The organism is Polycladidibacter hongkongensis (assembly GCF_001561995.1).
Classification (GTDB): Bacteria; Pseudomonadota; Alphaproteobacteria; order Rhizobiales; family Stappiaceae; genus Pseudovibrio; species Pseudovibrio hongkongensis.
On record NZ_LLWC01000017.1, the window covers coordinates 163,767 to 184,535 of the forward strand.

Genomic DNA, 20,769 nt, shown 5'->3' on the forward strand with positions numbered 1-20,769 from the left:
GTAGATTTGGATTTATAATGTGCAGGTGGCTCGCGTATTCCGGTGAGGCGATCTATTTAGAAGAGATCGTCTCCCGCCCTGAAAACTCACTCGTATCGCAGTCGCTCCACTGCTCTGAAGGCAAGGTAGATACCAACGGCGACGGATTTGGTATCGGCTGGTATGGCGAGAAGGTCGAGCCGGGTGTTTACCGGGAGACCCATCCGGCGTGGGGAGATGAGAATCTGCAGGATTTTTGCCGTCTTGTGCAATCTCCGTTGTTTTTCGCTCATGTTCGGGCGTCAACCGGCACGCCGACAACACGGGAGAACTGTCACCCTTTCCGCGTTGGATCGACGATGTTCATGCACAACGGGCAAATTGGCGATTACCAGAAAGTGCGCCGCGAAGTAGAAATGCTGATCGAAGATGATCTCTATGGTTTTCGCAAGGGTACAACGGACAGTGAGGCAATCTTCCTTGGTCTCTTAAGCTACGGCTTCCGCAGGGATGCGATTGCGGCAACGAATGCTTATCTGCGCGATCTTATTGCGATTATGACTCGTCGCGATATTAAAAAACCGCTCAGAATTGGCGCGGCGGCTAGCGATGGTAAGCGTATTTTCGTCCTGCGTTACTCTACAGATGCGCGGGTGCCAAGCCTTTACTATCGGCAGACAAATGGCGGGGTAACGATTGTTTCAGAGCCTCTGGATGCCGTCAGTCAGGATTGGGTGCAAGTGCCAGATGCTCACGTTACGGTATTTGAAGAAGGGAAGCTGTGTAGCTCTACACCGATCTGTGTTAAAGGGGCACTAGACAAACGCCCTGAACTCTGCGAAATTGCCTAGCCTTTAATCGCAGTGAGCGCGCATACAATCTGCGCCGCCTCCAAACCATGTGGCCCGCTGCATTTCTTAACTTCAGGAGAAGAGAATGACGCAGGGTGCCAACACCGGCGCAGGCGGTGCTTTCCCTATTTGGCGCAAGGAAGTTCGCTCCACCCTAGTTTTGGGTGTGCCGCTTATCGGCGCGCAAATGGCGCAGATGGCTATCAATTTTACCGATACGCTGATGATCGGCTGGCTTGGAGCTACCGAGCTGGCGGCGTCGGTTATTGCATTGCAACTGTTCTTTATCGTGTTTCTTGCAGGACTTGGTGTTCTGCAAGCAGTCATGCCGCTAGCCTCGCGCGCTGTGGGGCAAAATGATGTGCGCGGTGTTCGCCGTGTATCGCGCATGGGTATCTGGGTTTCTCTGATTTACTCCAGTGTGGCGATGGTTGTGCTGTGGGAATCTGAGCGGATTTTCCTCATGCTCGGGCAGGATGCGGATGTGTCGCGCATCGGCGCTGAATATCTGCGCATTGTGCAATGGTCGATGTATCCCGGCCTTTTGGTGATTGCGATCCGCTGTTTCTTGACCAGTATTGAGCGTGCTGGCGTTGTCTTGTGGGCGACGGTCATTAGTGCAGTGCTAAATGCAGTCCTCGATTACCTGCTGATTTTCGGTCACTACGGTTTTCCGGAGCTCGGGATCCTAGGCGCTGGTATCGCTTCGGTTGGTACTGCCTTCTGCTCAGCGGCGATATTGATTGCTTATGTTTATATCGATCCACGCTCGCGGACCTATGAAATTTTTGTCCGCATCTGGCGTGCGGATTGGGAGGCTTTCTTTGAGATCTGGCGTTTGGGCTGGGCAATCTCGCTGACGATTGTGTCCGAGGTTGGTATGTTTGTTGCAGCTGCCTTTATGATGGGGTGGATCGGTAAGTTAGAGTTGGCGGCGCATGGTATTGCGGCGCAGCTTTCGGGCATTGCGTTTATGATTCCTCTTGGGTTCTCACAGGCGTGTGTTGTGCGTGTGGGGCAGGCTGTTGGGAGGCAGGATGCGGATGCCGTTGGTCGTTCTGGCTGGGTTGCGATTGTGCTTTCCGCAGTTATCGCCATCTTCGGCGCGATCCTGTTTGTGGTCACACCGGAGCCGCTTATCTCGGTCTATCTTGACCATGCAAATGCGGAATCTGCCACTGTGGTAGCTCTCGCGATCCCTATGGTGTTTGTCGCTGCTGTTTATATGGTTTTCGATAGCATTCAGGCTGTGGGTGCAGGTGTGCTGCGCGGTATGTCGGACACACGCGTACCTATGCTTATTGCAATCATGGGTTACTGGGTTGTCGGCATTGGTTTGTCTTATGTCTTGGCCTTCAAGGCGGACTGGGGCCCTGTGGGCATCTGGTGGGGACTGGCCAGCGGGCTGGCGTTCTGCAGCGTGATGTTCTTGTGGCGCTTTCACCGGCGCGATCAGCTGGGGCTGATGGCAAGTTAAAAAGCAAGGGGCGGCATCGAGCCGCCCTTTTCTGTTTATTCAAGGTTACCGAGGGGATGTAGGTGATTTACATGTCCCATCTTTCGGCCGGTACGTACCTCCGCCTTCCCATAGAGGGTTAGGCGAGCATTCGCAGTGGCCAGTACCTTGCGGTAGGACTGCGCCTCATCACCCAGAAGGTTTTCCATGGTGACATCATGTGTGCGTTGTGTCGAGCCAAGTGGCCAGCCAGCGACAGCGCGCATGTGCTGTTCAAATTGCGAGGTGAAGGCGGCATCTTCTGTCCAATGGCCAGAGTTGTGCACGCGCGGGGCAATTTCATTGACCAGCAGGTGAGGGCCAGTATCCCCTTCAACAAGGAACAGCTCTACTCCGAGTACACCAATATAGCCAAGTGAGGTGCTGATGCTTTCCGCGATTCGGCGGGCCTCTTCGCGTATGGTTTTGGATAGACCAGCCGGTACGGTTGAGCTTTTTAGTATATGGTTTTCGTGTAGGTTGCGCGCGGCCTCATAACTGAGAACTTGACCGCCAACCGCACGAGCCGTGATGACGGATAGCTCCGCGGTGAAATCGATTAACCCCTCAAGGATGGCGGGTTGGTTGCCCAGTTTTGCGAATGCGCCTTTGGCATCTTCGGGCTTGCGCAGCATAAGTTGCCCTTTGCCGTCATAGCCAAAACGGCGTGTTTTCAAAACACCTTTGCCTTGGAAGGCGGCAAGAGCCTCTTCCAGCTGTTGTTGGCTATCAACTTTAGCAAACGGAGCGGTTGGAGTGCCTGCCTCTTGTGTCAAAAAAGTCTTTTCCGTCAGACGATCTTGTGAGACGTGCAGCGCATTTGATCCGGGGTGGACGGGCACGCGTGCTTGCAAAAAGGCGGCGGTGGGGGCAGGGACGTTTTCAAATTCGTAGGTGACGACCGAAACCCGCTCCGCAAAGCGCTCTAAGGCTTTCTCGTCTTCATAGGCGGCAATCGTGTGGGCATCGCTCACCTGAAAGGCTGGGGAGTTTTCTTCCGGTGCATAAATGTGGGTTTTTAGTCCTAGGCGTGCCGCGGCAGTGCTGAGCATGCGGGCGAGCTGGCCGCCGCCGAGAATGCCAATGGTGTCACCAGGGTGAAGGCTGAATTGCGACATATCTTTTGTGCTCTTGCGTTTTGCTGGGCTTTAAACGGGGCGCTGTGCGACAGCGTTGGTGTGTGCTTCGCGGTATGCATCCAACGCCTTGGCTATTTCTTCATCATGAAGGGCCAGAACAGCGGCAGCCATGAGGGCGGCGTTTGTCGCCCCGGCGTTACCAATGGCCAAAGTGCCAACGGGGATGCCCGCGGGCATTTGCACGATAGAGAGCAAGCTGTCTTCGCCGCTGAGGGCTTTGGATTGAACCGGGACACCAAAGACAGGCAGAGGCGTCATAGCTGCGGTCATGCCCGGCAGGTGCGCGGCGCCGCCCGCGCCTGCGATAATCACGTGGAAGCCCTCTGCCTTGGCATTTTTTGCAAATTCTACCATACGGTCTGGCGTGCGATGGGCTGAAATAATGCGGACATCGTAGGCCACCCCGAGCTCTTCAAGAGTATCGGCGGCGTTTTTCATTGTTGGCCAATCGGATTGGCTTCCCATAATGATCGCGATTTTCGGGGTGTCAGTAGCGGTCATTGTTTGCTCTTCGGCTGGAGTTGTTAGGCGCGTGATTGGCGTGTTGTTTGCGGGCATTTTGTCGCGAATGCCCGCTTAGTTAGCGATGCGGCTATAGTTACTTCCGCTCAGTTTCGATTGCAATATATTGATGCAAATACCTATCATATTCTTCTGGGTGTATGAATTTTATCTCTTTGAATTTATTTTTACTTTCTGTGTACGGATGAATGATACTCTTTTTGCGTGTGGTCACCTGCGCGGACAATTTTTTGCTATTCGACAACGGGATAAAATGGTGTCACACTCCTGATGCATAACAAGAGTAGGAGGATCGAGATCTATGTCCATCGAAGCGCACCTCAGTGAACTCGAACGTCGTCATGCCAGCATTGATCAAGATATCAGTGTGGCAGAAAAATCGCTCACAACAGACCCGCTTCATATCAACGAGCTAAAACGCAAAAAGCTCCAGATTAAAGACCAGATCTCACGATTACGAAATGGGAGTGCCCATTAAACCCTTAAATCTTCGCGGTTATTTGTTGGCGCCGGAAACTCCGGCGCCTTTTGTGTTGATGCTCATTTGACATGCTAAGTAAATGAGCACAGTCATTTAAGCACCTTGGCGCTGCCATGTTGAATAACTTAAACGTATCAAAATGGTATGTTGTAGAAAATGCGGTTGTTTGTAATTATATTTACTGGTTTGCTAATAGCAGATTTTGGAAAAGAAAATTTTGTATATTTAAAGTTCATGATACATCTTTGTGGTGAACTTTGCGGCATTTTGTCCTTATTTTATTGATCCCTCCCCTTAATAATCGTAGGTATCGACCTGTAGCGACAATTCGCGCAGGTGCGAACACTTCACATGCGCCACTCAATACTTAGACTGTAGCTGGGTGGATGAACGCTTGTTTGAACGAGCGGAGGTGTGCATGAACTGGAATCAAAGCTATCTGCGCCGGAGGTACACGCTGCTTCTGTTTGTTGTCGGCATTTTTGCGATGCTGCTGATGGTCGTTGTTGGTTTTGCGATGAGTTCCGTTTACCTACAAGTCCAACAGTGGTTTTTTTTGATGATACTGTTTCCAAGCATGTATCAGCTTTATCGAGAACGGCGGGCAACAGCCGCACATTTGCGCCGCTATTGGTCGATCTGGCTTGGGGCATGTTGTTTGCTGTTGTTGGTATGCGCGCAAGTTTTGGCTGTCGCGTGTCCTTCTCTATCTGACGAAGATGGGTCGCAGATGTGTTGGCAGCGGCCTTTGGCGCGGTTGCAAGCGCGCTTTTTTGGGCGAGATGCGGCTCTTTTGCAAGTTGAGCAAACTCCCTTATTGCTCGCCTCTACGCGCTCTGAAAGCCAAAATTTGGTCGGTGTTTCGGCGAAGCAGCTGCTTATCAAAATTAAGGGGTTCCCAGTGAACGAGCCGCAGCGTCTTTGTGCGCTACGAGAAGCCAACCATGCCTTGTAAACCGTCGTAGACCAATTTGAGCGAGACAACGAAAACGCCAAGATAGGTCAGCTGATAGAACAGTTTTTGGCTGATGCGGTGGACGAGGTAGACGCCGAGTAAAGTGGAGATCGGGGCGATTGGTAACAATACCAGTGATGTGCTGAGATTGGCTGCATTAAACTGCCCGAGGAAGAAGTAGGGCACCAGCTTCACAGCATTGACGACTGTAAAAAAGATAACCGATGTACCTGCAAAGAGCACCGAGCTTTGGCGCAGGGGCAGCGTATACATCTGGTAGGGGGGTCCGCCTGCATGACTCACAAAGCTGGTGAAGCCTGCAAGAAAGCCCCAAATACCAGCTTTGATGCGGTTTTGCGGCTTAGCAATTCTGGGTGCTTTGCGTTTCAGCCAATGGTTTAGCACAAAGAGAAACGCGATGATGCCGACGAGTAGCTTTATCTGGTGTTCTGATACGTAAGCTGCCAAGAGCCAGCCAACGCCGATGCCGGCAATTGCTGCAGGCAGCATATTGCGCATTGTCGCATGGTCCCACGATTGGCGATAGGACGCAAGACCGACAAGGTCCATGGCGACAAGTATTGGCAAGAGAATCCCTGCTGCTTGGACAGGCGAAATGATCAAGCTCATTAGGGGCACTGCCACAAGGCCCATGCCGCCGCCCAAACCCCCTTTACTGATGCCGACAAGAAAGACGGCGGGAATGGCAACCAAGTAAAATGTCGGATCAGTTATGGGCAGCATAGCGAGGTTTTCTTGTTTGCTTACAGCATCGTTTCGCTTTTAAGCGGATATGGCGACGAGGCAAGATGTCATTTGAAGGTTGGTCAGTCGTCGCCTTGTTCCGATGACCTAATTCCATTTGCCAATTGGTTTGCAGGGGTATCTGCGGCAGTTTCTAGCATGGGAGAATGACGTATCACAGCCAAAAAACCGGAGGAGCGGGACAATGTCTAGTCAATATGGCGAGGTCTATAGCCAGTGGATGCAGGATCCGGTGAGCTTTTGGGAAAGTCAGGCAGCGCAGATTGATTGGATCAAACCATGGGAGCGCGCCTTTGCGGCGGAAGAGGGGGCATATGGGCGCTGGTTTTCGGGTGCGCAATGCAACACCAGTGCAAATTGTCTGGATCGGCATGTGGGAAGCGGGCGCGCGGAGCAGCTAGCGCTGATTTATGATAGTCCGGTTACCGGCACAAAGCAGAGATACACCTATGCGCAGCTGCTGGAGAAGGTCTCGCAACTGGCGGCAGTGATGGCCGCGCATGGGGTCGGTAAGGGCGATCGTGTGCTTATATATATGCCGATGATACCAGAAGCGGCGATGGCGATGCTTGCGAGTGCACGTTTGGGCGCAGTTCATTCTGTGGTGTTTGGCGGCTTTGCGGCGCAAGAACTGGCGACACGCATTGAGGATGCCAAACCGGCGATGATTGTTTCTGCATCCTGCGGTATCGAGCCGGGGCGAATCGTGGCGTATAAACCGTTGCTTGACGAAGCAATTGAGCTGAGCGCCCATAAGCCGAGCTGTTGCCTGATTAAGCAACGAGAGGCACTTAATGCAGAACTGGTGCCTGAAAGAGATTATGATCTTGAAGGACTGATGCGCGAGGCAGCGCGTACCGGGCAAAGCGCGGCGCCGGTTGCCGTTGAAGCCACTGACCCGCTCTATGTGCTTTACACCTCTGGCACGACAGGCCAGCCGAAGGGCGTTGTGCGCGACAATGGCGGGCATATGGTTGCGCTGAAGTGGACCATGGAAAACTTCTATGACGTGAAGCCGGGCGAAGTGTTTTGGGCTGCATCGGATGTAGGCTGGGTGGTCGGACACTCCTACATCGTTTATGCGCCACTGCTACATGGCGCGACAACGGTGCTTTATGAGGGCAAACCGGTCGGGACGCCTGATGCGGGTGCATTTTGGCGCGTGATCGCAGAAAACAACGTGGTATCGCTGTTCACCGCGCCGACTGCGTTTCGCGCAATCAAGAAAGAAGACCCCAATGGAGAGTATCTGAAGAAATATGATATTGGCAGCTTGCGCTCTTTGTTTTTAGCTGGCGAGAGGGCGGATCCGGATACGATTTCTTGGGCGGAGCAGTTGCTAGAGGTACCTGTTCTGGATCATTGGTGGCAGACGGAAACGGGCTGGTGCATCTCCGGTAATCCGCTCGGGCTGGGGGCGCTACCAGTGAAGCTGGGTTCTGCGACAGTGCCGATGCCGGGCTATGATGTGCAGGTGCTTGACGACGCGGGGCATCCGGTTGAAGCTGGCGTTCTGGGCAATATTGCCGTACGGCTGCCGTTGCCCCCGGGGTGCCTGCCTACACTATGGGAGGCCGAGGAGCGCTTCAAAGACGCGTATTTGAGCGAGTTCCCCGGATTTTATAAGACGTCGGATGCCGGTTTAAAGGATGAGGACGGGTATCTGTTCATCATGTCGCGTACCGATGATATTATCAACGTGGCCGGGCATCGGCTTTCAACTGGCGCGATGGAAGAGGTTCTTGCCAGCCATGATGATGTGGCGGAGTGCGCGGTGATTGGGGTCTCGGATAAGCTAAAAGGGCAACTGCCCTGTGGCTTTGTGGTGCTGAAGAGCGGCGTGGAGCGTGAGCATAGCGAGATTGAGAAGGAGCTGGTTGGGCTGGTTCGGCAGCAAATCGGACCAGTTGCCGCCTTTAAACTGGTGATCACAGTGGAGCGTCTACCCAAGACGCGCTCTGGCAAAATCTTGCGTGGCACGATGCGATCCATAGCAGATGGGCAAGACTACAAGATGCCTGCCACCATCGATGACCCCTCTATTCTTGATGAAATTTCAGAGGCTTTGGAGGGCTATCGCTCAACCTCTTAACTCGAGGTAGTTTAGTGGCGCGCAAGCAGGTTTGCTGCGCCGCTACACCTATTAGGGCAGGGCAGCGGCGCTTATGTCGTCTTGTTGCTGCGAGAACTGCATGCGCGCGAGCTTGGCATAAAGACCATCTTTTGCCACCAGTTGTTGGTGGGTGCCGCTTTCGACGATCTCACCTTTATCCATCACCAAAATGCGATCAGCCTTAAGCACCGTTGCCAAGCGGTGGGCGATAACAAGAGTGGTGCGGCCAACCATGACCTCATCCAACGCTTTTTGTACGAGCTTTTCGCTGTGTGCGTCCAGTGCGCTGGTTGCCTCATCGAGCAGCAGAATAGGAGCATCTTTTAAAAACGCCCGCGCGATTGCGATGCGCTGACGCTGGCCGCCGGATAGGGTGACCCCGCGCTCGCCGATTAAGCTGGCGTAGGCTCCATTCATTTTCTCGATGAACTCGTGCGCTTGCGCCATGGCGGCTGCGCGCTGGATATCCCGAGCATTGCCGGTTTGGCGGCCTATGCCGATGTTTTGTGCCACGGTTTCGGCGAAGATCGCCGGATCTTGCGGTACAAGGGCAATCCGTTCGCGCAGGTGTGTAGGGTCTAGTTGTTTGATGTCGACATCATCAACAAGAATGCGGCCCGCCTGCGGATCGTAGAAGCGGCAGAGTAGCTGGAAGAGTGTCGACTTGCCTGCGCCAGATGGACCGACGATCGCAACTGTTTGCCCTGCCTCTACCGAGAAAGAAAGCTGCTCGGTGATGCCAGCGTTTGCCGCACTGGGGTAGGCAAACGAAACGCCTTCAAAGCGGATGTTGCCTTTGGCTGGGGTTGGTAGGCTGGCGGGTTGCGCTGGCGCTGTGATCTGCGGTTTTTCCGATAGGATCTCCGAGAGGCGGCCGGCTGCCCCTGCTGCCTGTGACAGTTCACCCCAAACATTTGATAGTTCTGACAGGGATCCGGCGGCCATAACCGCGAAAATGACAAACTGGGTGAGCTCGCCGCCTGTCATTTGCCCCTCAATAACTGCGATTGCGCCGCTCCATAGCACGCCTACAACGGCGGTGAGCGCCACAAAAATCACTAGGAAAATCAGAAAGGCGCGGGCCCGGGTCGCGGACTGAGCAGCCTTGTAGGCTTCCTCTGCTGAATTGGAGAAGAACTCGCTGGTTTGGGTTTCGGCAGTGAAGGATTGCAGAGTACGAACTCCGCCGAGTGCCTCTGTGGCGAAGGAAGCGCTTTCGGCTAAGGCATCCTGCGCTTTACGCGCGCGGTTGCGCACCATGCGGCCAAAGCCGATGAGCGGGAGGACGATGAAGGGAATTGCGATAATTACAAACGCAGAAAGGCGCGGGCTGGTGACGACCATCATAGCAACCGCGCCGATCAGGGTTAGGAACTGGCGAAGCGCTATGGAGGCGCTGGCTCCGAAGGCGGATTTAATGAGTGAGGTGTCTGCGGTAAGGCGAGAGAGAATCTCTCCAGACTTGTTTTCATCATAAAACTGTGGGCTGAGCTTTAACAGGTGTGCAAAAACATCTTGCCGCAGGTCCGCCGTGACCCTCTCACCAATTGTCATCACAAGATAGTAGCGCAGAGAGCCGCTAACCGCGAGGACCACAGTCACTGCAATAATTGCCAGGAAATAATCTTGAATAAGGGTTGGGTTATCGCCTGCAAAGCCATTGTCGATCATAAAGCGGGCGGCAACAGGTAGCATTAATGCGGCCGCTGCGGCCACAATAAGCGCGACAAAAGCCCAGAAAACACGCAGTTTTCGCTTTTGTAGGTAAGGAAGCAAGGCCGCAAGCGAGCTAAGGCTTTGCTGTTTGGCTGAGCTAGTGGCTTTGGACATAAAAATGGTCCCTGGTGCAAGGTCTTTGGCTATTTATATAAGTGAGCATAGAGATTGTGTCATGCCCGATATCCTGCAAGGGCAAAAGCTTGAATTTCTCTCGCGATTGCCCCCTTGTTTCCCCGCCAGTGATAGGGTATAGACCCTGCACGATTTATTGCTGCGGGGTTCCTGCGGCTTATTCAAGAACAAAGCGCATATCGCCTGCGACCCCTTTGAAAGCAAGATGCGGGCGCGGCGGACGCTGAAAGGACTGGCCATGAAAGAGGGTATCCACCCAGACTACCACGCAATCAAAGTGGTAATGACCGACGGTACCGAGTTCTCCACTCGCTCCACCTACGGTAAAGAAGGCGACACATTGCAGTTGGACATCGATCCAAACTCCCACCCAGCATGGACCGGCGGTGACCGTCAGCTCATGGACCGCGGTGGTCGTGTTTCTCGCTTTAAAGACAAGTTTGGTAGCTTCCTCGGCAACTAAATCTTGTAAAAAGCGTTATTGCTTTAGGGCCTCGGATTTTCCGGGGCCTTATTCTTTTGGGGGCAGCTTGCTAAAGCTTGGGAGTTCTGCCCTTAGTTTCTCAATTTGCTCATCAATCGGGCTTTGTTGCTGTGCCTGTGTTTCTTGTCTACGGAATTGCACAAGCGCTTCTTCCAGATGCTGAACGCGCTCTTGCAGGCGTGTCGCTTTTTCAATGAGAATACAGAGCGGAGTGGGAAGTTCATCCCAGCATTTCGTGTTTTGCGCAGTCATGGCCGGTCCGAACTGCACGCGGCGGCGCTCTGAGTTGGCCTCAGATGGCGTAATTTCTCCCTCTAGTACAGCGCGTTGCAGCAGCAACCATGAGGCAAGTTGCATTAGTCGGGTGGTCAGGCGCATGGATTCGCTTGCGTAGGCCAATGCGGGCGCGCGGGCGAGGCTGCGGGACTGTTTCTTGCCGGGGCCATCGAGATAGGATGCTGTTTCTTCTATCAATGCCATGCCATCTTGAAAGAGATCTTCGAAACCTTGTGACTGTATGACGTGTTGACCGAAGTAAGTCGGAGGTGAGGGGGAAGTTTTTTTGGGCCTAATCATTATTCATACTCCGCACTGTTGATCCCCTTTTGGGATGGCTGGGCTGCGCTGCGGATGTTCTTCGGGAGGTGCAGCGGCTGTGGGATCAGCTTTGCATTTCGTGTCGTGCGAAGGGAATACTTGAGAAATTCTAGGGCACAAACCGCAGATAATTCCCTTGGTTACCTGAGTTTTTCGGCTGTTAGTTTTATTTAAGGTAAATGTGCGGGAAGCGCAGCTTTATATCATTAAGAAAAAAGAAAGCCGCAGAAGAGCGGCTTCTAGAAGTTTCCATAGTCAGGGAGGCGTCTTGGAGCGATGGAAAAGCTCCTTCCACTAACCGGATAGATATATTAAAGATTACTATGGTAAATAAATGGTTAACTTGGCGTGTTTGCTTGTGTAACCTTAGGTAGCTATTTGCTTTTAAAGAGACTTTCAGCTGCCTCTGTCGAAGTTTCTTTGGACCTTATCTCTGATTCAGTACGGGTGATTTCAGCTTTTAATCTCTCGAGGCGCTCTTGCAGTTCGGCTAGCGAGAAGCTGGATAAATCCGGCGAAAGCATGGCTTGGTTTCCGGTCGGTTTCGGGGTTTCATCAAACACACTCATGGTGATCTCCTCGGCTTTTGGTTAAGTCTATTGCGAGATTGGGCGGTTTGCCTAGAGGTAAACGTTTGTGACGGATTGGATGTGAGGGCGGAGATGGGTAACAGCATGATGCAAGCAGTGGAAATTAGCGCAGTTGGTGGGCCGGAGGTGCTGCGGGTTATCGAGGTTGATCTGCCGGTGGTGCAAGCAGGGCAAGTGCTGATTGAAGTAGCAGGCGCAGGGGTAAACCGCCCAGATATTTTACAGCGCCAAGGGGTGTATCCCGCGCCCCAAGGGGCTTCCCCTCTGCCAGGTCTGGAAGTGTCGGGCCGGGTGCATACGGTGGGTGAGGGCGTTGATCCAGAATTGCTCGGGCAAGAGGTTTGCGCTCTGGTTGCTGGGGGCGGGTATGCACAGTTCGCCGTAGCTGAAGCAGCACATTGCCTGCCTGTGCCCGTGGGCGTAAGCCTTTTGGATGCGGCCGGGCTGCCGGAAGTATACATGACGGTGTGGTCAAACGTATTCCAGCGATGTGGCCTGAAAGCAGGCGAGAGTTTTCTTGTGCATGGGGGCAGCTCTGGAATTGGGATCTGCGCTGTGCAGCTTGCCAAAGCCTTTGGTGCTTGCGTGTTCACCACTGTTGGTAGTGAAGAGAAGGTAGGGGCCGTTTTAGAGCAAGGGGCGGATATTGCTATCAACTACAAAGAGCAAGACTTCGTGAAAGAAGTACTGGGGGCTACTGACAAGCGGGGGGTTGATGTGATTTTGGATATGGTTGGCGGCGATTATGTGGAGCGAAACTGGAAAGCTGCCGCTGTAGAGGGGCGCATTTGCCAGATAGCGGCCCTTACAGGTGTCAGCGAGAGTGTGAATATCAACCGCTTGATGATGAAGCGGCTTACTCATACCGGTTCAACTTTGCGTGCGCGTTCCAATGCTTTTAAGGCACAAATCTGCGCGGAGTTGAAGGAGCAAGTGTGGCCACTGTTTGCCGAGGGGCGCCTACGTACAGTGGTGGATAGCGTCTATTCCCTTGCATCGGCGGAGCAGGCGCATCGACGGATGGAAAGTTCGGCTCATATCGGCAAGATACTCTTAAAAGCTTAGTGGTATGCTGCAAGGTGCCCTGTGGGAATTACGGGAAATGCCGCAGTGAGGCGGAAGGGGTTTGCTTTCCGGCAACTCTCGGCCTATATTGTCGTCAATTCCCCGAAATTCAAAGGAATCTGGCTTCACCCTCTTAACTGACCGGTGGGGCATACAGGAGGGTTATATACTATGGCCAATGCGCCTCTTATGCCAAAGGCAACCGCTGTCTGGCTCGTAGACAATACAGCACTGGGCTTTGATCAGATTGCTGCGTTTTGTAAACTTCACCCGCTTGAGGTGAAGGCTATTGCCGATGGCGAATTCGCTCAGGGCATTAAAGGCCTTGATCCGATTGTGGCTGGCCAGCTGACGCGTGATGAGATCGAAAAAGCGCAGAACGAGCCGACTTACCGGATGAAGGTGCATCAGTCCAAAGTGAAAGTGCCTGAAACCAAGCGGAAGGGGCCGCGCTACACGCCTGTATCGCGTCGGCAAGACCGCCCGAACGCGATTTTGTGGTTGGTTGTCAACCATCCAGAGCTGCTTGATGCGCAGATTATCCGTCTGGTTGGCACTACCAAGCCGACGATTGAAGCGATCCGTACACGCACGCACTGGAATTCCTCTAATCTGGAAGCAATGGATCCGGTGACGCTTGGTCTCTGCTCGCAGATTGAGCTGGACATCGAAGTTGAAAAGGCTGCTAAAAATGCGCCGCCTCGCCCTGAAGGGCAGGAGCTGGAAGGCCTGCTTCCGGTGGAAGAGACAACGTCTGAAGAGGCGATTGCGGCAGCATTTGCGCAACCTGCGCCCAAGACCAATGAAGAGGAAGAGATTGACGCTGATGCGGTCTTTGCTAACTTCTCCAGCCTTGGTGAAGATGGCGAAGACGAGCGTTAGGCGCTTTTCTGAACCCTCTGATTATGTAAAAGCCGGGCAAGTGCCCGGCTTTTTCTATAGCTATCAGCGCTGTGTGAGCTTAAGCTCGATGCGGCGGTTCTTGGCAAGATCGCTAGGGCTGTTGCCTGTAGCGCGCGGCTGGTACTCGCCAAAGCCTGCTGCTACGAGGCGGTTTGGCTCCACCCCTTTGCTAATCAGATAGCGAACCACGGAGATGGCACGACCTGCAGAAAGCTCCCAGTTGTTGCGAAAGCGCCCATTGCCGGAAAGAGGCCGGTCATCTGTGTGCCCGTCAACGCGCAATACCCAGTTGATGCCTTCGGGTATTTGTTGTTCCAACTCCAGAACAGCGTCGGCAAGTATATCGAGCTGGGCGCGCCCTTGCGGATTGATCTCATCATCACCGGAGGAGAACAAGACCTCCGACTGGAAGACGAACCGGTCGCCAACCACTTCAATATCAGCGCGCTTTGAGAGAATTTCTCGCAGGCGGCCAAAGAAGTCGGAGCGATAGCGTGAGAGCTCCTGTACGCGCTGCGCGAGGGCTATATTGAGGCGTTTGCCCAGATCTGCAATCTTGGTCTGGCTTTCTCTGTCTCGCTTCTCTGAAGCGTCCAGAGCGGCCTCCAGAGTGGCGATCTGCCGACGCAAGGCGGAAATCTGCTGATTGAGCAACTCTACCTGCGCAAGCGCGCGCGATGAAATGGACTTTTCGCTTTCCAGCGCGTTGCGCAGGCTGGAAATCCGTCCGTCGGCGCTGTCCAACTCTCCGCCGCTGGCACTCAGTAAACCTTGCAAGCGGTTCTTTTCTTCGTTGGCGTCATCCAGATTGAGTTGCAAAGAAGCGATGGTGGCTTCAAGGCTGCCCACATTGGCTTTTTGCAGGGCGAGCAGCTCTGTCAGTTCGGCGATTTGCTGATTCAGCCGGTTAAGCACTGTGTCGCGTCCGGTGAGCTGCTGTGAAAGGAAAAACTGTGCGATCATAAAGATCGACAAGAGGAAGATAAAGACAAGCAGCAGAGCGGACATGGCATCCACAAAGCCGGGCCAATAATCTTCCGAGCCTCGTTCAGCGCGTTTGCTTCTTACCGCCATGCTTAGCCTTTCTCGCGCTCAAGCTGGTCGTTCAAAGTTTTTAGCAGGCGTTCGACACGGCGCTGTTGCATGGATTGAGATTCAGCCCACTCGCGCATCATTTTTTGCTCGGAGCGCACGTGCTGGACAAGGGCCTGTATACCTTCAGCGAGATTGGCCATAGCGGCGCCGGAGGTGCCGTTGGTACCACCTTCGACAGCGCGGCTGATCTTTTCTAGCGAGTGACGGATATCTGCGCCTGCGTTGCCGATGCCGCCCTCTTCCGGATCGATGTCGGTGAGGGTGGAGAGCCAATCTTCGAGCTCTTGGTAGAAGCGGTTTTGTGCCTGACCGGCCTGCAGATCCAGAAAGCCGAGAACAAGCGAACCGGTAAGGCCAAGCAAGGATGAGGAAAATGCGATGCCAAGGCCGCTCATTTGAGCGGTGATGCCGCCAACAAGGTCCTCAAAGATAACGGTGGCATCGGAGCTGGAAGCGTTTAACGTTTGCACCGTAGTTGCTACCGCGCTAACGGTTTGCATCAAGCCCCAGAACGTGCCGACCAGCCCGAGGAACACAAGCAAGCGGGTAAGATAGCGGGAGATTTCGCGGGATTCGTCCAGACGCATGCCGATAGAATCGAGCATGGAGCGCATGGCGGTTGGAGAAAGCGACATATCGCCTGCTTTGTTGCCCAGCAGAGTCGCCATTGGAGCAAGCAAAACGGGAGGGCGACGCACTTCTAGGCGTGGATCGCCGATGCGAAAGCCGTTTACCCAGCTAACTTCCGGGAAAATGCGCAGTGTCTGGCGAAAGCTAAGCAATATACCAAGCGCAGCAACGGCGAAGATGAGGCCATTTAGCGCCGGGTTGGCCATGAACGCAGTTGAGAGCGGTCCAACCAGCAAGAAGGCGATAAAGCCTGCAATGATGAGGAAAATGATCATGCGCCACAGGTAAACCTGCGGGCTCGAAAGGCTGTAGGGATCGTATTCGCGTGCCATAGTCCAGAGCGCATCACTTTTTTATTAAGGATGGTTCTTGATAGCGCGATTTCTGCGGCTTTGAAAACCGGAAATCGCGCTGCTCTGGTATATTTGTCGTTTCACTGCGTTGATTTACGCAGGGAAATCTTAGGCACAGGCCTTGGCGAGGAGCTCGTGAAGTTGCAAGTGGGTAAACTCGTTGCCTGCAACAACCGACTTGGTTTCAAACATTTTCTGCTTGCCGTTTGCATCAGAAACATAGCCACCTGCTTCGCGAATCAAAAGCAGGCCAGCTGCCATATCCCATGGGTTCAGGCCATTTTCCCAAAATGCATCAAGGCGACCGGATGCCACCCATGCCAGATCCAGTGCTGCGGCGCCGCAGCGACGAATACCAGCGACTTCGCCCATGACATGGCGGATTTCTTTTAGGGCGCGGCCATGATCGCCCACGCCGATAAACGGAATGCCGGTGCCGATGAGGCAGTCTGGCAGATCCTTACGCGCGGCAACGCGCAGGCGGCGGTCATTACAGAATGCGCCAGAGCCGCGCTCTGCGGTGTAGAGTTCATCCATGATCGGGTTGTAGATCACTGCCGCAACGATTTGCCCCTGACGCTCCAGCGCGATAGAGACTGCGAACATGGGAATACCATGAAGGAAGTTTGTTGTGCCATCTAGCGGATCAATGATCCAGCGATGCTGGCCGTCCTTACTCTCGATCTCGCCGCCTTCTTCCATCAGCAGGCCGAATTTCGGGCGGGCCCGCTGCAGTTCCTCGCGCAGGATCTGCTCTGCTTTGGTATCTGCCTGCGAGACGAAATCGCCCGGGCCTTTACGGGATACCTGCAGATTTTCAACCTCACCGAAATCACGGGCGAGAGAGCGGCCAGCTTTGGTGGCTGCTTGCACCATGACGTTAAGAAGGGCGGTACGCGCCATTTTTCTTGATCCTTTAATCGGAAGAGGCAGGGGGGCTGCCTCATCCTGTTTAATTGTTGCTCTTAGGATTCCGCGCGGCGGACGTATTCGACGGTTTCAGTGTCGACAATGATTTTTTCACCGGTGGTGATGAATGGCGGAACCATGCAGCGCACACCGTTTTCCAGCTTGGCCGGTTTGTAGGAGGACGACTGAGTCTGACCTTTTACAACAGCGTCAGCCTCGACGATTTCAAGGGTGACGTGCTGTGGCAGAGAGATGCCGATTGGTTTTTCTTCGTGCAGCTCAACTGTAACCATCATGCCGTCTTGCAGGAACGCAGCGCGCTCGCCGACAAATTCCTTTTGCAGCTCAAGCTGCTCGTAGGTGTCGGTATCCATGAAGACCAGCATGTCGCCTTCTTCGTAAAGGAACTGGAAGTCTTTCTGCTCAAGGCGAACACGCTCGACGCTTTCGGTGGCGCGGAAGCGTTCGTTCAGTTTGCGGCCATCCAGCAGGTTTTTCATTTCTACCTGCGCAAATGCTCCGCCTTTGCCCGGCTTCACGTGCTGGACTTTTACAACTGCCCAGAGGGTGTCTTGGTGCAGCAGGACGTTGCCTGGCTTAATTTCGTTGCCGTTGAGTTTCATAGAGCTACCAATCAATCGAGTTGGGATAAGCGGAAAACGCCATCGATGTCAGATCTGGTTTTCCGTATAAATTCCTTTGGGCCGCCTGTGCAACATAAAACAGGCTTAGTTGCAAGCAAAAAGCAGCCTTGCCAAGATATAGAGGGCAGATGCCCCCGTTATCTCCAAGAGGATATGTGATGGTTAGTTTGTGAAAGAGATGCGCGGCAGCATAAGGCGCTGCGCCAGTTCCTTTGCTCGATCTAACACATCTTCCTGTTGCTCAAGAGACAGCGAAGAAGCCAGCTCTTCCAGCTCGCTATCCTTGATACCAAGCGCGGAGGCGTGCGATTGCCATGCCAGCGCTTCGACAAGATCAATTGGCCTGCCACGCCCATTGGCGTAAAGGCGGGCAAGGCGATTCATAGCAATCGGATTTCCAGCTTCTGCCGCGCGCTGGAACCAGTCTGCCGCTTCACTTTCATTGGGAACAACGCCTTCGCCCTTAAACAGCAGCGTGCCGTAATGAACTTGGGCGCTGATGTGTTCGCGCCGCGCTGCGCGGCCCATCCAGAACGCACCGCGCAACTGTGCTTGTAATGGGTCGAATTCAGGAATTTCTGATGTGTCCTGCGATTGTGCGAGGTAGGAGAGGGCGAGTTGGTACATAGCTTCGACTTCACCGGCTTCTGCTGCCCGCTCTAGCAAATCCTGTGACTTCTTTAAATTTTGAGGAACCGCATCCCCCTCTGCATACAGCAGTGCAAGATTGAACAAGGCCTCTGGTAGCTCTACCTTTGCCGCCTGCTCAAGATAGGTAACAGCAACTTGTTTTTCAGCTGTGCTTGGCTCCCCCTGTAGAAGCAGAACGCCGAGACGCAGCGCAGCTTTGTTATCGCCAGACTTTGCGGCCAGTTCGTACCATAGTTTGGCTTTTGCCTTATCCTTGGCAACACCGCGGCCGCTTTCATAAATGACGCCGATAAGCGTTTGCGCTTCTCGATCGCCATTTTGAGCAAACTTGGTGGCCAGTGCCAGTGCTGTCAGGTACCAGCCGCGCTGGAAGGCGCCGTATGCGAGATCGGCATTTTCAGGCAAGTCTGGTGTGCGCTTGTAAACCGGAAGCTGCTCCAGCGGGGAGACCAGCAGGTGCTTCGGCTGTGCAGTTTGCGGCGTTTGCTGTGCGGGGATCGCCTTGGGCGTCGGGATCACATTTTTCGGCTGCGGCACGATTGCCTCGTTTGGAGAGGCCGCGCTTGCAGGCACAGCTAATGCAAAAGCAAGAGCCACGTACGGGACAAGCAAACAATGTTTACGTTGAAGCACCATTCTCAACCTCTTTCGCCTTAGTCTTCTGCTTCAGCGAGGGTGCAGGTTTGCAAAGTGGCGTTGGCAGCGGCGACAGCGGCATTTGGTCCCTCTGGATGATTCCAGACGGCTTCACGCAGTGCGACAAACTCCGCACCGGTTTCTGCTGCGGTCGCAACGGATGCAAGCGAGGTTCCGGCGAGCACGACGCATGGTGTTTCGAAGACTTCTGCCCACCAGTTGCCAAAATCGATTGATTTGCGGTGCGGTTCTTCGCTTTGCTCCAGCTGTAGCAGGCCAAAGAAAATGTAATCAATGCCCATGGAGGCGACCACCATAGCGTCATGACGGGTTTTTACGCCGCCAAAGCCAAGGATTTTGTCCTCATCGAAGTTTTCTAGCTGCTCTTCAAGCACGGCCTGATCGCTGGAAATGTGCAGACCATCAGCGCCGGAGCGACCGGTGATTTGCGTGTCATTCTCAATGAGCGCCGCGGCGCCTGCAGCCTGAATCATCGGGACGAGCTGCTTTGCCGCGGCTTGCAGCGTTGCTTCGGGAGCGCCGGGCATGGAGATCAGCACGCTGGCGACATCGCCGCCGCTAAGCGCTTGTTGCAGCTGCGGGGTGAATGTCTCTAGGTCGAACTGGGCAGGGGTTACCAGAAATAGGCGCGGATGCACGGTAGATTGCTCCTTGTTGCAGCAGCTCAGGTTGTATGTGTCTCCCTGCTACCCTTCGTGGATGGCGGGAGTATGGCCTGTTGTCTTAAATGAAGTTTCCTAACGAAAAAAGAGGGGCGTAGTGCCCCTCTCCGGTTTTTATGGGTTTCGCTGTGGGTGGTTGCGCGAGTGGCGGTGCAACCCTATGCTTTTTCCAGTGCCACAACGCCCGGCAGTTCTTTGCCTTCCAGCCATTCAAGGAACGCACCGCCAGCAGTGGAGATGTAGGAGAAATCTTCGCTTGCCTTGGCATGGTTCAGCGCTGCAACGGTGTCACCGCCACCAGCAACTGTTTTCAGCTTGCCTTCCTTGGTGCGCGCTGCTGCGTGCTGGGCAGCTGCAACGGTTGCCTTGTCGAATGGCGCGATTTCGAAAGCACCAAGCGGACCGTTCCATACAAGCGTTTTAGCGGCATCGATTTTGGCTTTAACAACTTCGATAGAAGCGGCGCCAACATCGAGCATCATCGCGTCTGCTGGGATAGCGTCGAGTGCAACTGTTTCGTTCTTGGTGTTTGCTGCAAATTCCCATGCAACAACAGCATCCGCTGGCAGAACGATTTCACAGCCTGCTTTGTCAGCAGCGGCCATGATGCGTTTTGCTGTGTCGGCAAGATCGTGCTCGCACAGGGATTTGCCAACATTTACGCCTTTGGCAGCGAGGAAGGTGTTAGCCATGCCGCCGCCGATAACCAGAATGTCCACTTTGGAAACGAGATTTTCCAGCAGGTCAATTTTAGAGGAAACTTTCGCACCGCCAACAACAGCCAGAACCGGCCGCTCTGGAGTTGACAAAGCGGAGCCGAGAGCTTCCAACTCGGCTTGCATGGTACGGCCAGCAAATGCGGGCAGAAGCTTGGCAAGACCTTCGGTTGAACCATGGGCGCGGTGTGCTGCGGAGAATGCGTCGTTGACAAAGATGTCGCCGTTGGCAGCCAGTTCTTTGGCAAACTCAGCGTTGTTCTTTTCTTCGCCAGCATAGTAGCGGGTGTTTTCCAGCAGAAGCACATCGCCTTCGGCCATGGCGTCAACAGCAGCTTTTGCGCTTTCGCCAATGCAGTCGTCTGCAAAAGCGACGGGCTTGCCGAGCAGCTCAGCAACAGCTGGTGCTACGGGTGCGAGGCTCATTTCAGGTACTTTTGCGCCTTTAGGACGGCCAAAGTGAGCAAGCAGAATAACTTTACCGCCAGCTGCGGAGATTTCTTTAATGGTCGGCAGTACGCGCTCGATACGGGTGGCGTCGGTAACTTTACCGTCCTTCATTGGGACGTTCAGATCTACACGGGTAAGGACGCGTTTGCCTTTGAGATCGGCATCATTGAGGGTTTTGAAAGACATGGTTTTCTCCGGAAAAACAAAGGTGC

The 20,769-nt window shown here is 54.0% G+C and carries 21 protein-coding genes; 8 read left to right on the forward strand and 13 right to left on the reverse strand.

The features are described 5' to 3' along the window. Positions 1-17: 17 nt before the first annotated feature. Positions 18-830, forward strand: coding sequence for a class II glutamine amidotransferase (locus AYK82_RS07235; RefSeq protein WP_082733799.1), 813 nt, complete (start codon positions 18-20; stop codon positions 828-830). A gap of 85 nt (positions 831-915) precedes the next feature. After that, positions 916-2,307 carry an MATE family efflux transporter gene (locus AYK82_RS07240; protein ID WP_068313381.1) on the forward strand — a complete coding sequence of 464 codons (1,392 nt, stop codon included), beginning with the start codon at positions 916-918 and terminating at the stop codon, positions 2,305-2,307. Positions 2,308-2,342: 35 nt separating this feature from the next. Here AYK82_RS07240 and AYK82_RS07245 read toward each other — a convergent pair whose 3' ends face one another. Together AYK82_RS07245 and purE are read right to left on the reverse strand one after the other, a co-directional pair. Continuing rightward, on the reverse strand, positions 2,343-3,443 hold the full coding sequence (locus AYK82_RS07245) for a 5-(carboxyamino)imidazole ribonucleotide synthase (protein ID WP_068313383.1): 1,101 nt from the start codon (positions 3,441-3,443) through the stop codon (positions 2,343-2,345). Positions 3,444-3,473: 30 nt separating this feature from the next. Then, complete coding sequence (gene purE / locus AYK82_RS07250; RefSeq protein WP_068313609.1) at positions 3,474-3,965, reverse strand: 5-(carboxyamino)imidazole ribonucleotide mutase; 492 nt, start codon at positions 3,963-3,965, stop codon at positions 3,474-3,476. A gap of 322 nt (positions 3,966-4,287) precedes the next feature. Here purE and AYK82_RS17710 point away from each other — a divergent pair, with 322 nt between their 5' ends. Both AYK82_RS17710 and AYK82_RS07255 read left to right on the forward strand, forming a co-directional pair. Beyond that, on the forward strand, positions 4,288-4,464 hold the full coding sequence (locus AYK82_RS17710; RefSeq protein WP_082733800.1) for a YdcH family protein: 177 nt from the start codon (positions 4,288-4,290) through the stop codon (positions 4,462-4,464). 421 nt (positions 4,465-4,885) lie between these two features. After that, positions 4,886-5,422 (forward strand): hypothetical protein, encoded by a 537-nt coding sequence (locus AYK82_RS07255; RefSeq protein ID WP_068313386.1) that lies wholly within the window; start codon positions 4,886-4,888, stop codon positions 5,420-5,422. On the opposite strand, the gene AYK82_RS07260 is transcribed toward AYK82_RS07255, so the two are convergent. Then, positions 5,396-6,166, reverse strand: a complete 771-nt coding sequence (locus AYK82_RS07260; protein WP_068313389.1) for a sulfite exporter TauE/SafE family protein — start codon at positions 6,164-6,166, stop codon at positions 5,396-5,398. The two genes, AYK82_RS07255 and AYK82_RS07260, sit on opposite strands and share 27 nt — an antisense overlap. Before the next feature lie 205 nt (positions 6,167-6,371). Here AYK82_RS07260 and AYK82_RS07265 point away from each other — a divergent pair, with 205 nt between their 5' ends. Next, positions 6,372-8,279 carry a propionyl-CoA synthetase gene (locus AYK82_RS07265; protein ID WP_068313392.1) on the forward strand — a complete coding sequence of 636 codons (1,908 nt, stop codon included), beginning with the start codon at positions 6,372-6,374 and terminating at the stop codon, positions 8,277-8,279. A gap of 51 nt (positions 8,280-8,330) precedes the next feature. On the opposite strand, the gene AYK82_RS07270 is transcribed toward AYK82_RS07265, so the two are convergent. Beyond that, positions 8,331-10,130, reverse strand: coding sequence for an ABC transporter transmembrane domain-containing protein (locus AYK82_RS07270; protein ID WP_068313395.1), 1,800 nt, complete (start codon positions 10,128-10,130; stop codon positions 8,331-8,333). Between the two features lie 259 nt (positions 10,131-10,389). On the opposite strand from AYK82_RS07270, the gene rpmE reads away from it, so the two are divergent. After that, entirely contained in the window at positions 10,390-10,614 is a 225-nt protein-coding gene (gene rpmE / locus AYK82_RS07275; RefSeq protein WP_068313612.1) for a 50S ribosomal protein L31, read from the forward strand. Between the two features lie 48 nt (positions 10,615-10,662). Here rpmE and rcdA read toward each other — a convergent pair whose 3' ends face one another. Continuing rightward, on the reverse strand, positions 10,663-11,211 hold the full coding sequence (rcdA, locus tag AYK82_RS07280) for a protease adaptor protein RcdA (RefSeq protein WP_068313398.1): 549 nt from the start codon (positions 11,209-11,211) through the stop codon (positions 10,663-10,665). Between the two features lie 395 nt (positions 11,212-11,606). Then, positions 11,607-11,801 carry a DUF1192 domain-containing protein gene (locus tag AYK82_RS07285; protein ID WP_068313400.1) on the reverse strand — a complete coding sequence of 65 codons (195 nt, stop codon included), beginning with the start codon at positions 11,799-11,801 and terminating at the stop codon, positions 11,607-11,609. 105 nt (positions 11,802-11,906) lie between these two features. On the opposite strand from AYK82_RS07285, the gene AYK82_RS07290 reads away from it, so the two are divergent. Continuing rightward, positions 11,907-12,887 carry an NAD(P)H-quinone oxidoreductase gene (locus tag AYK82_RS07290; protein ID WP_244265725.1) on the forward strand — a complete coding sequence of 327 codons (981 nt, stop codon included), beginning with the start codon at positions 11,907-11,909 and terminating at the stop codon, positions 12,885-12,887. A 171-nt stretch (positions 12,888-13,058) separates the two neighbouring features. Continuing rightward, complete coding sequence (locus AYK82_RS07295) at positions 13,059-13,769, forward strand: DUF1013 domain-containing protein (RefSeq protein ID WP_068313404.1); 711 nt, start codon at positions 13,059-13,061, stop codon at positions 13,767-13,769. A gap of 63 nt (positions 13,770-13,832) precedes the next feature. Here AYK82_RS07295 and AYK82_RS07300 read toward each other — a convergent pair whose 3' ends face one another. The 7 genes from AYK82_RS07300 to AYK82_RS07330 form a co-directional block, all read right to left on the reverse strand. Continuing rightward, the gene (locus AYK82_RS07300; protein WP_068313406.1) at positions 13,833-14,864 is read right to left on the reverse strand and encodes a peptidoglycan -binding protein; all 1,032 of its coding nucleotides are present in this window, start codon (positions 14,862-14,864) and stop codon (positions 13,833-13,835) included. 2 nt (positions 14,865-14,866) lie between these two features. Further along, the gene (locus tag AYK82_RS07305) at positions 14,867-15,847 is read right to left on the reverse strand and encodes a flagellar motor protein MotA (RefSeq protein WP_068313408.1); all 981 of its coding nucleotides are present in this window, start codon (positions 15,845-15,847) and stop codon (positions 14,867-14,869) included. A gap of 129 nt (positions 15,848-15,976) precedes the next feature. Further along, entirely contained in the window at positions 15,977-16,771 is a 795-nt protein-coding gene (locus AYK82_RS07310; protein ID WP_068313410.1) for an inositol monophosphatase family protein, read from the reverse strand. A gap of 62 nt (positions 16,772-16,833) precedes the next feature. After that, a complete protein-coding gene (gene efp / locus AYK82_RS07315) occupies positions 16,834-17,400 on the reverse strand; it encodes an elongation factor P (RefSeq protein ID WP_068313413.1) in 567 nt (188 codons plus the stop codon). A 183-nt stretch (positions 17,401-17,583) separates the two neighbouring features. Beyond that, entirely contained in the window at positions 17,584-18,708 is a 1,125-nt protein-coding gene (locus AYK82_RS07320) for a tetratricopeptide repeat protein (RefSeq protein WP_068313416.1), read from the reverse strand. A 17-nt stretch (positions 18,709-18,725) separates the two neighbouring features. After that, on the reverse strand, positions 18,726-19,367 hold the full coding sequence (locus tag AYK82_RS07325) for a thiamine phosphate synthase (RefSeq protein WP_068313419.1): 642 nt from the start codon (positions 19,365-19,367) through the stop codon (positions 18,726-18,728). Positions 19,368-19,549: 182 nt separating this feature from the next. Next, the gene (locus AYK82_RS07330) at positions 19,550-20,743 is read right to left on the reverse strand and encodes a phosphoglycerate kinase (RefSeq protein ID WP_068313422.1); all 1,194 of its coding nucleotides are present in this window, start codon (positions 20,741-20,743) and stop codon (positions 19,550-19,552) included. Positions 20,744-20,769 lie beyond the last annotated feature (26 nt).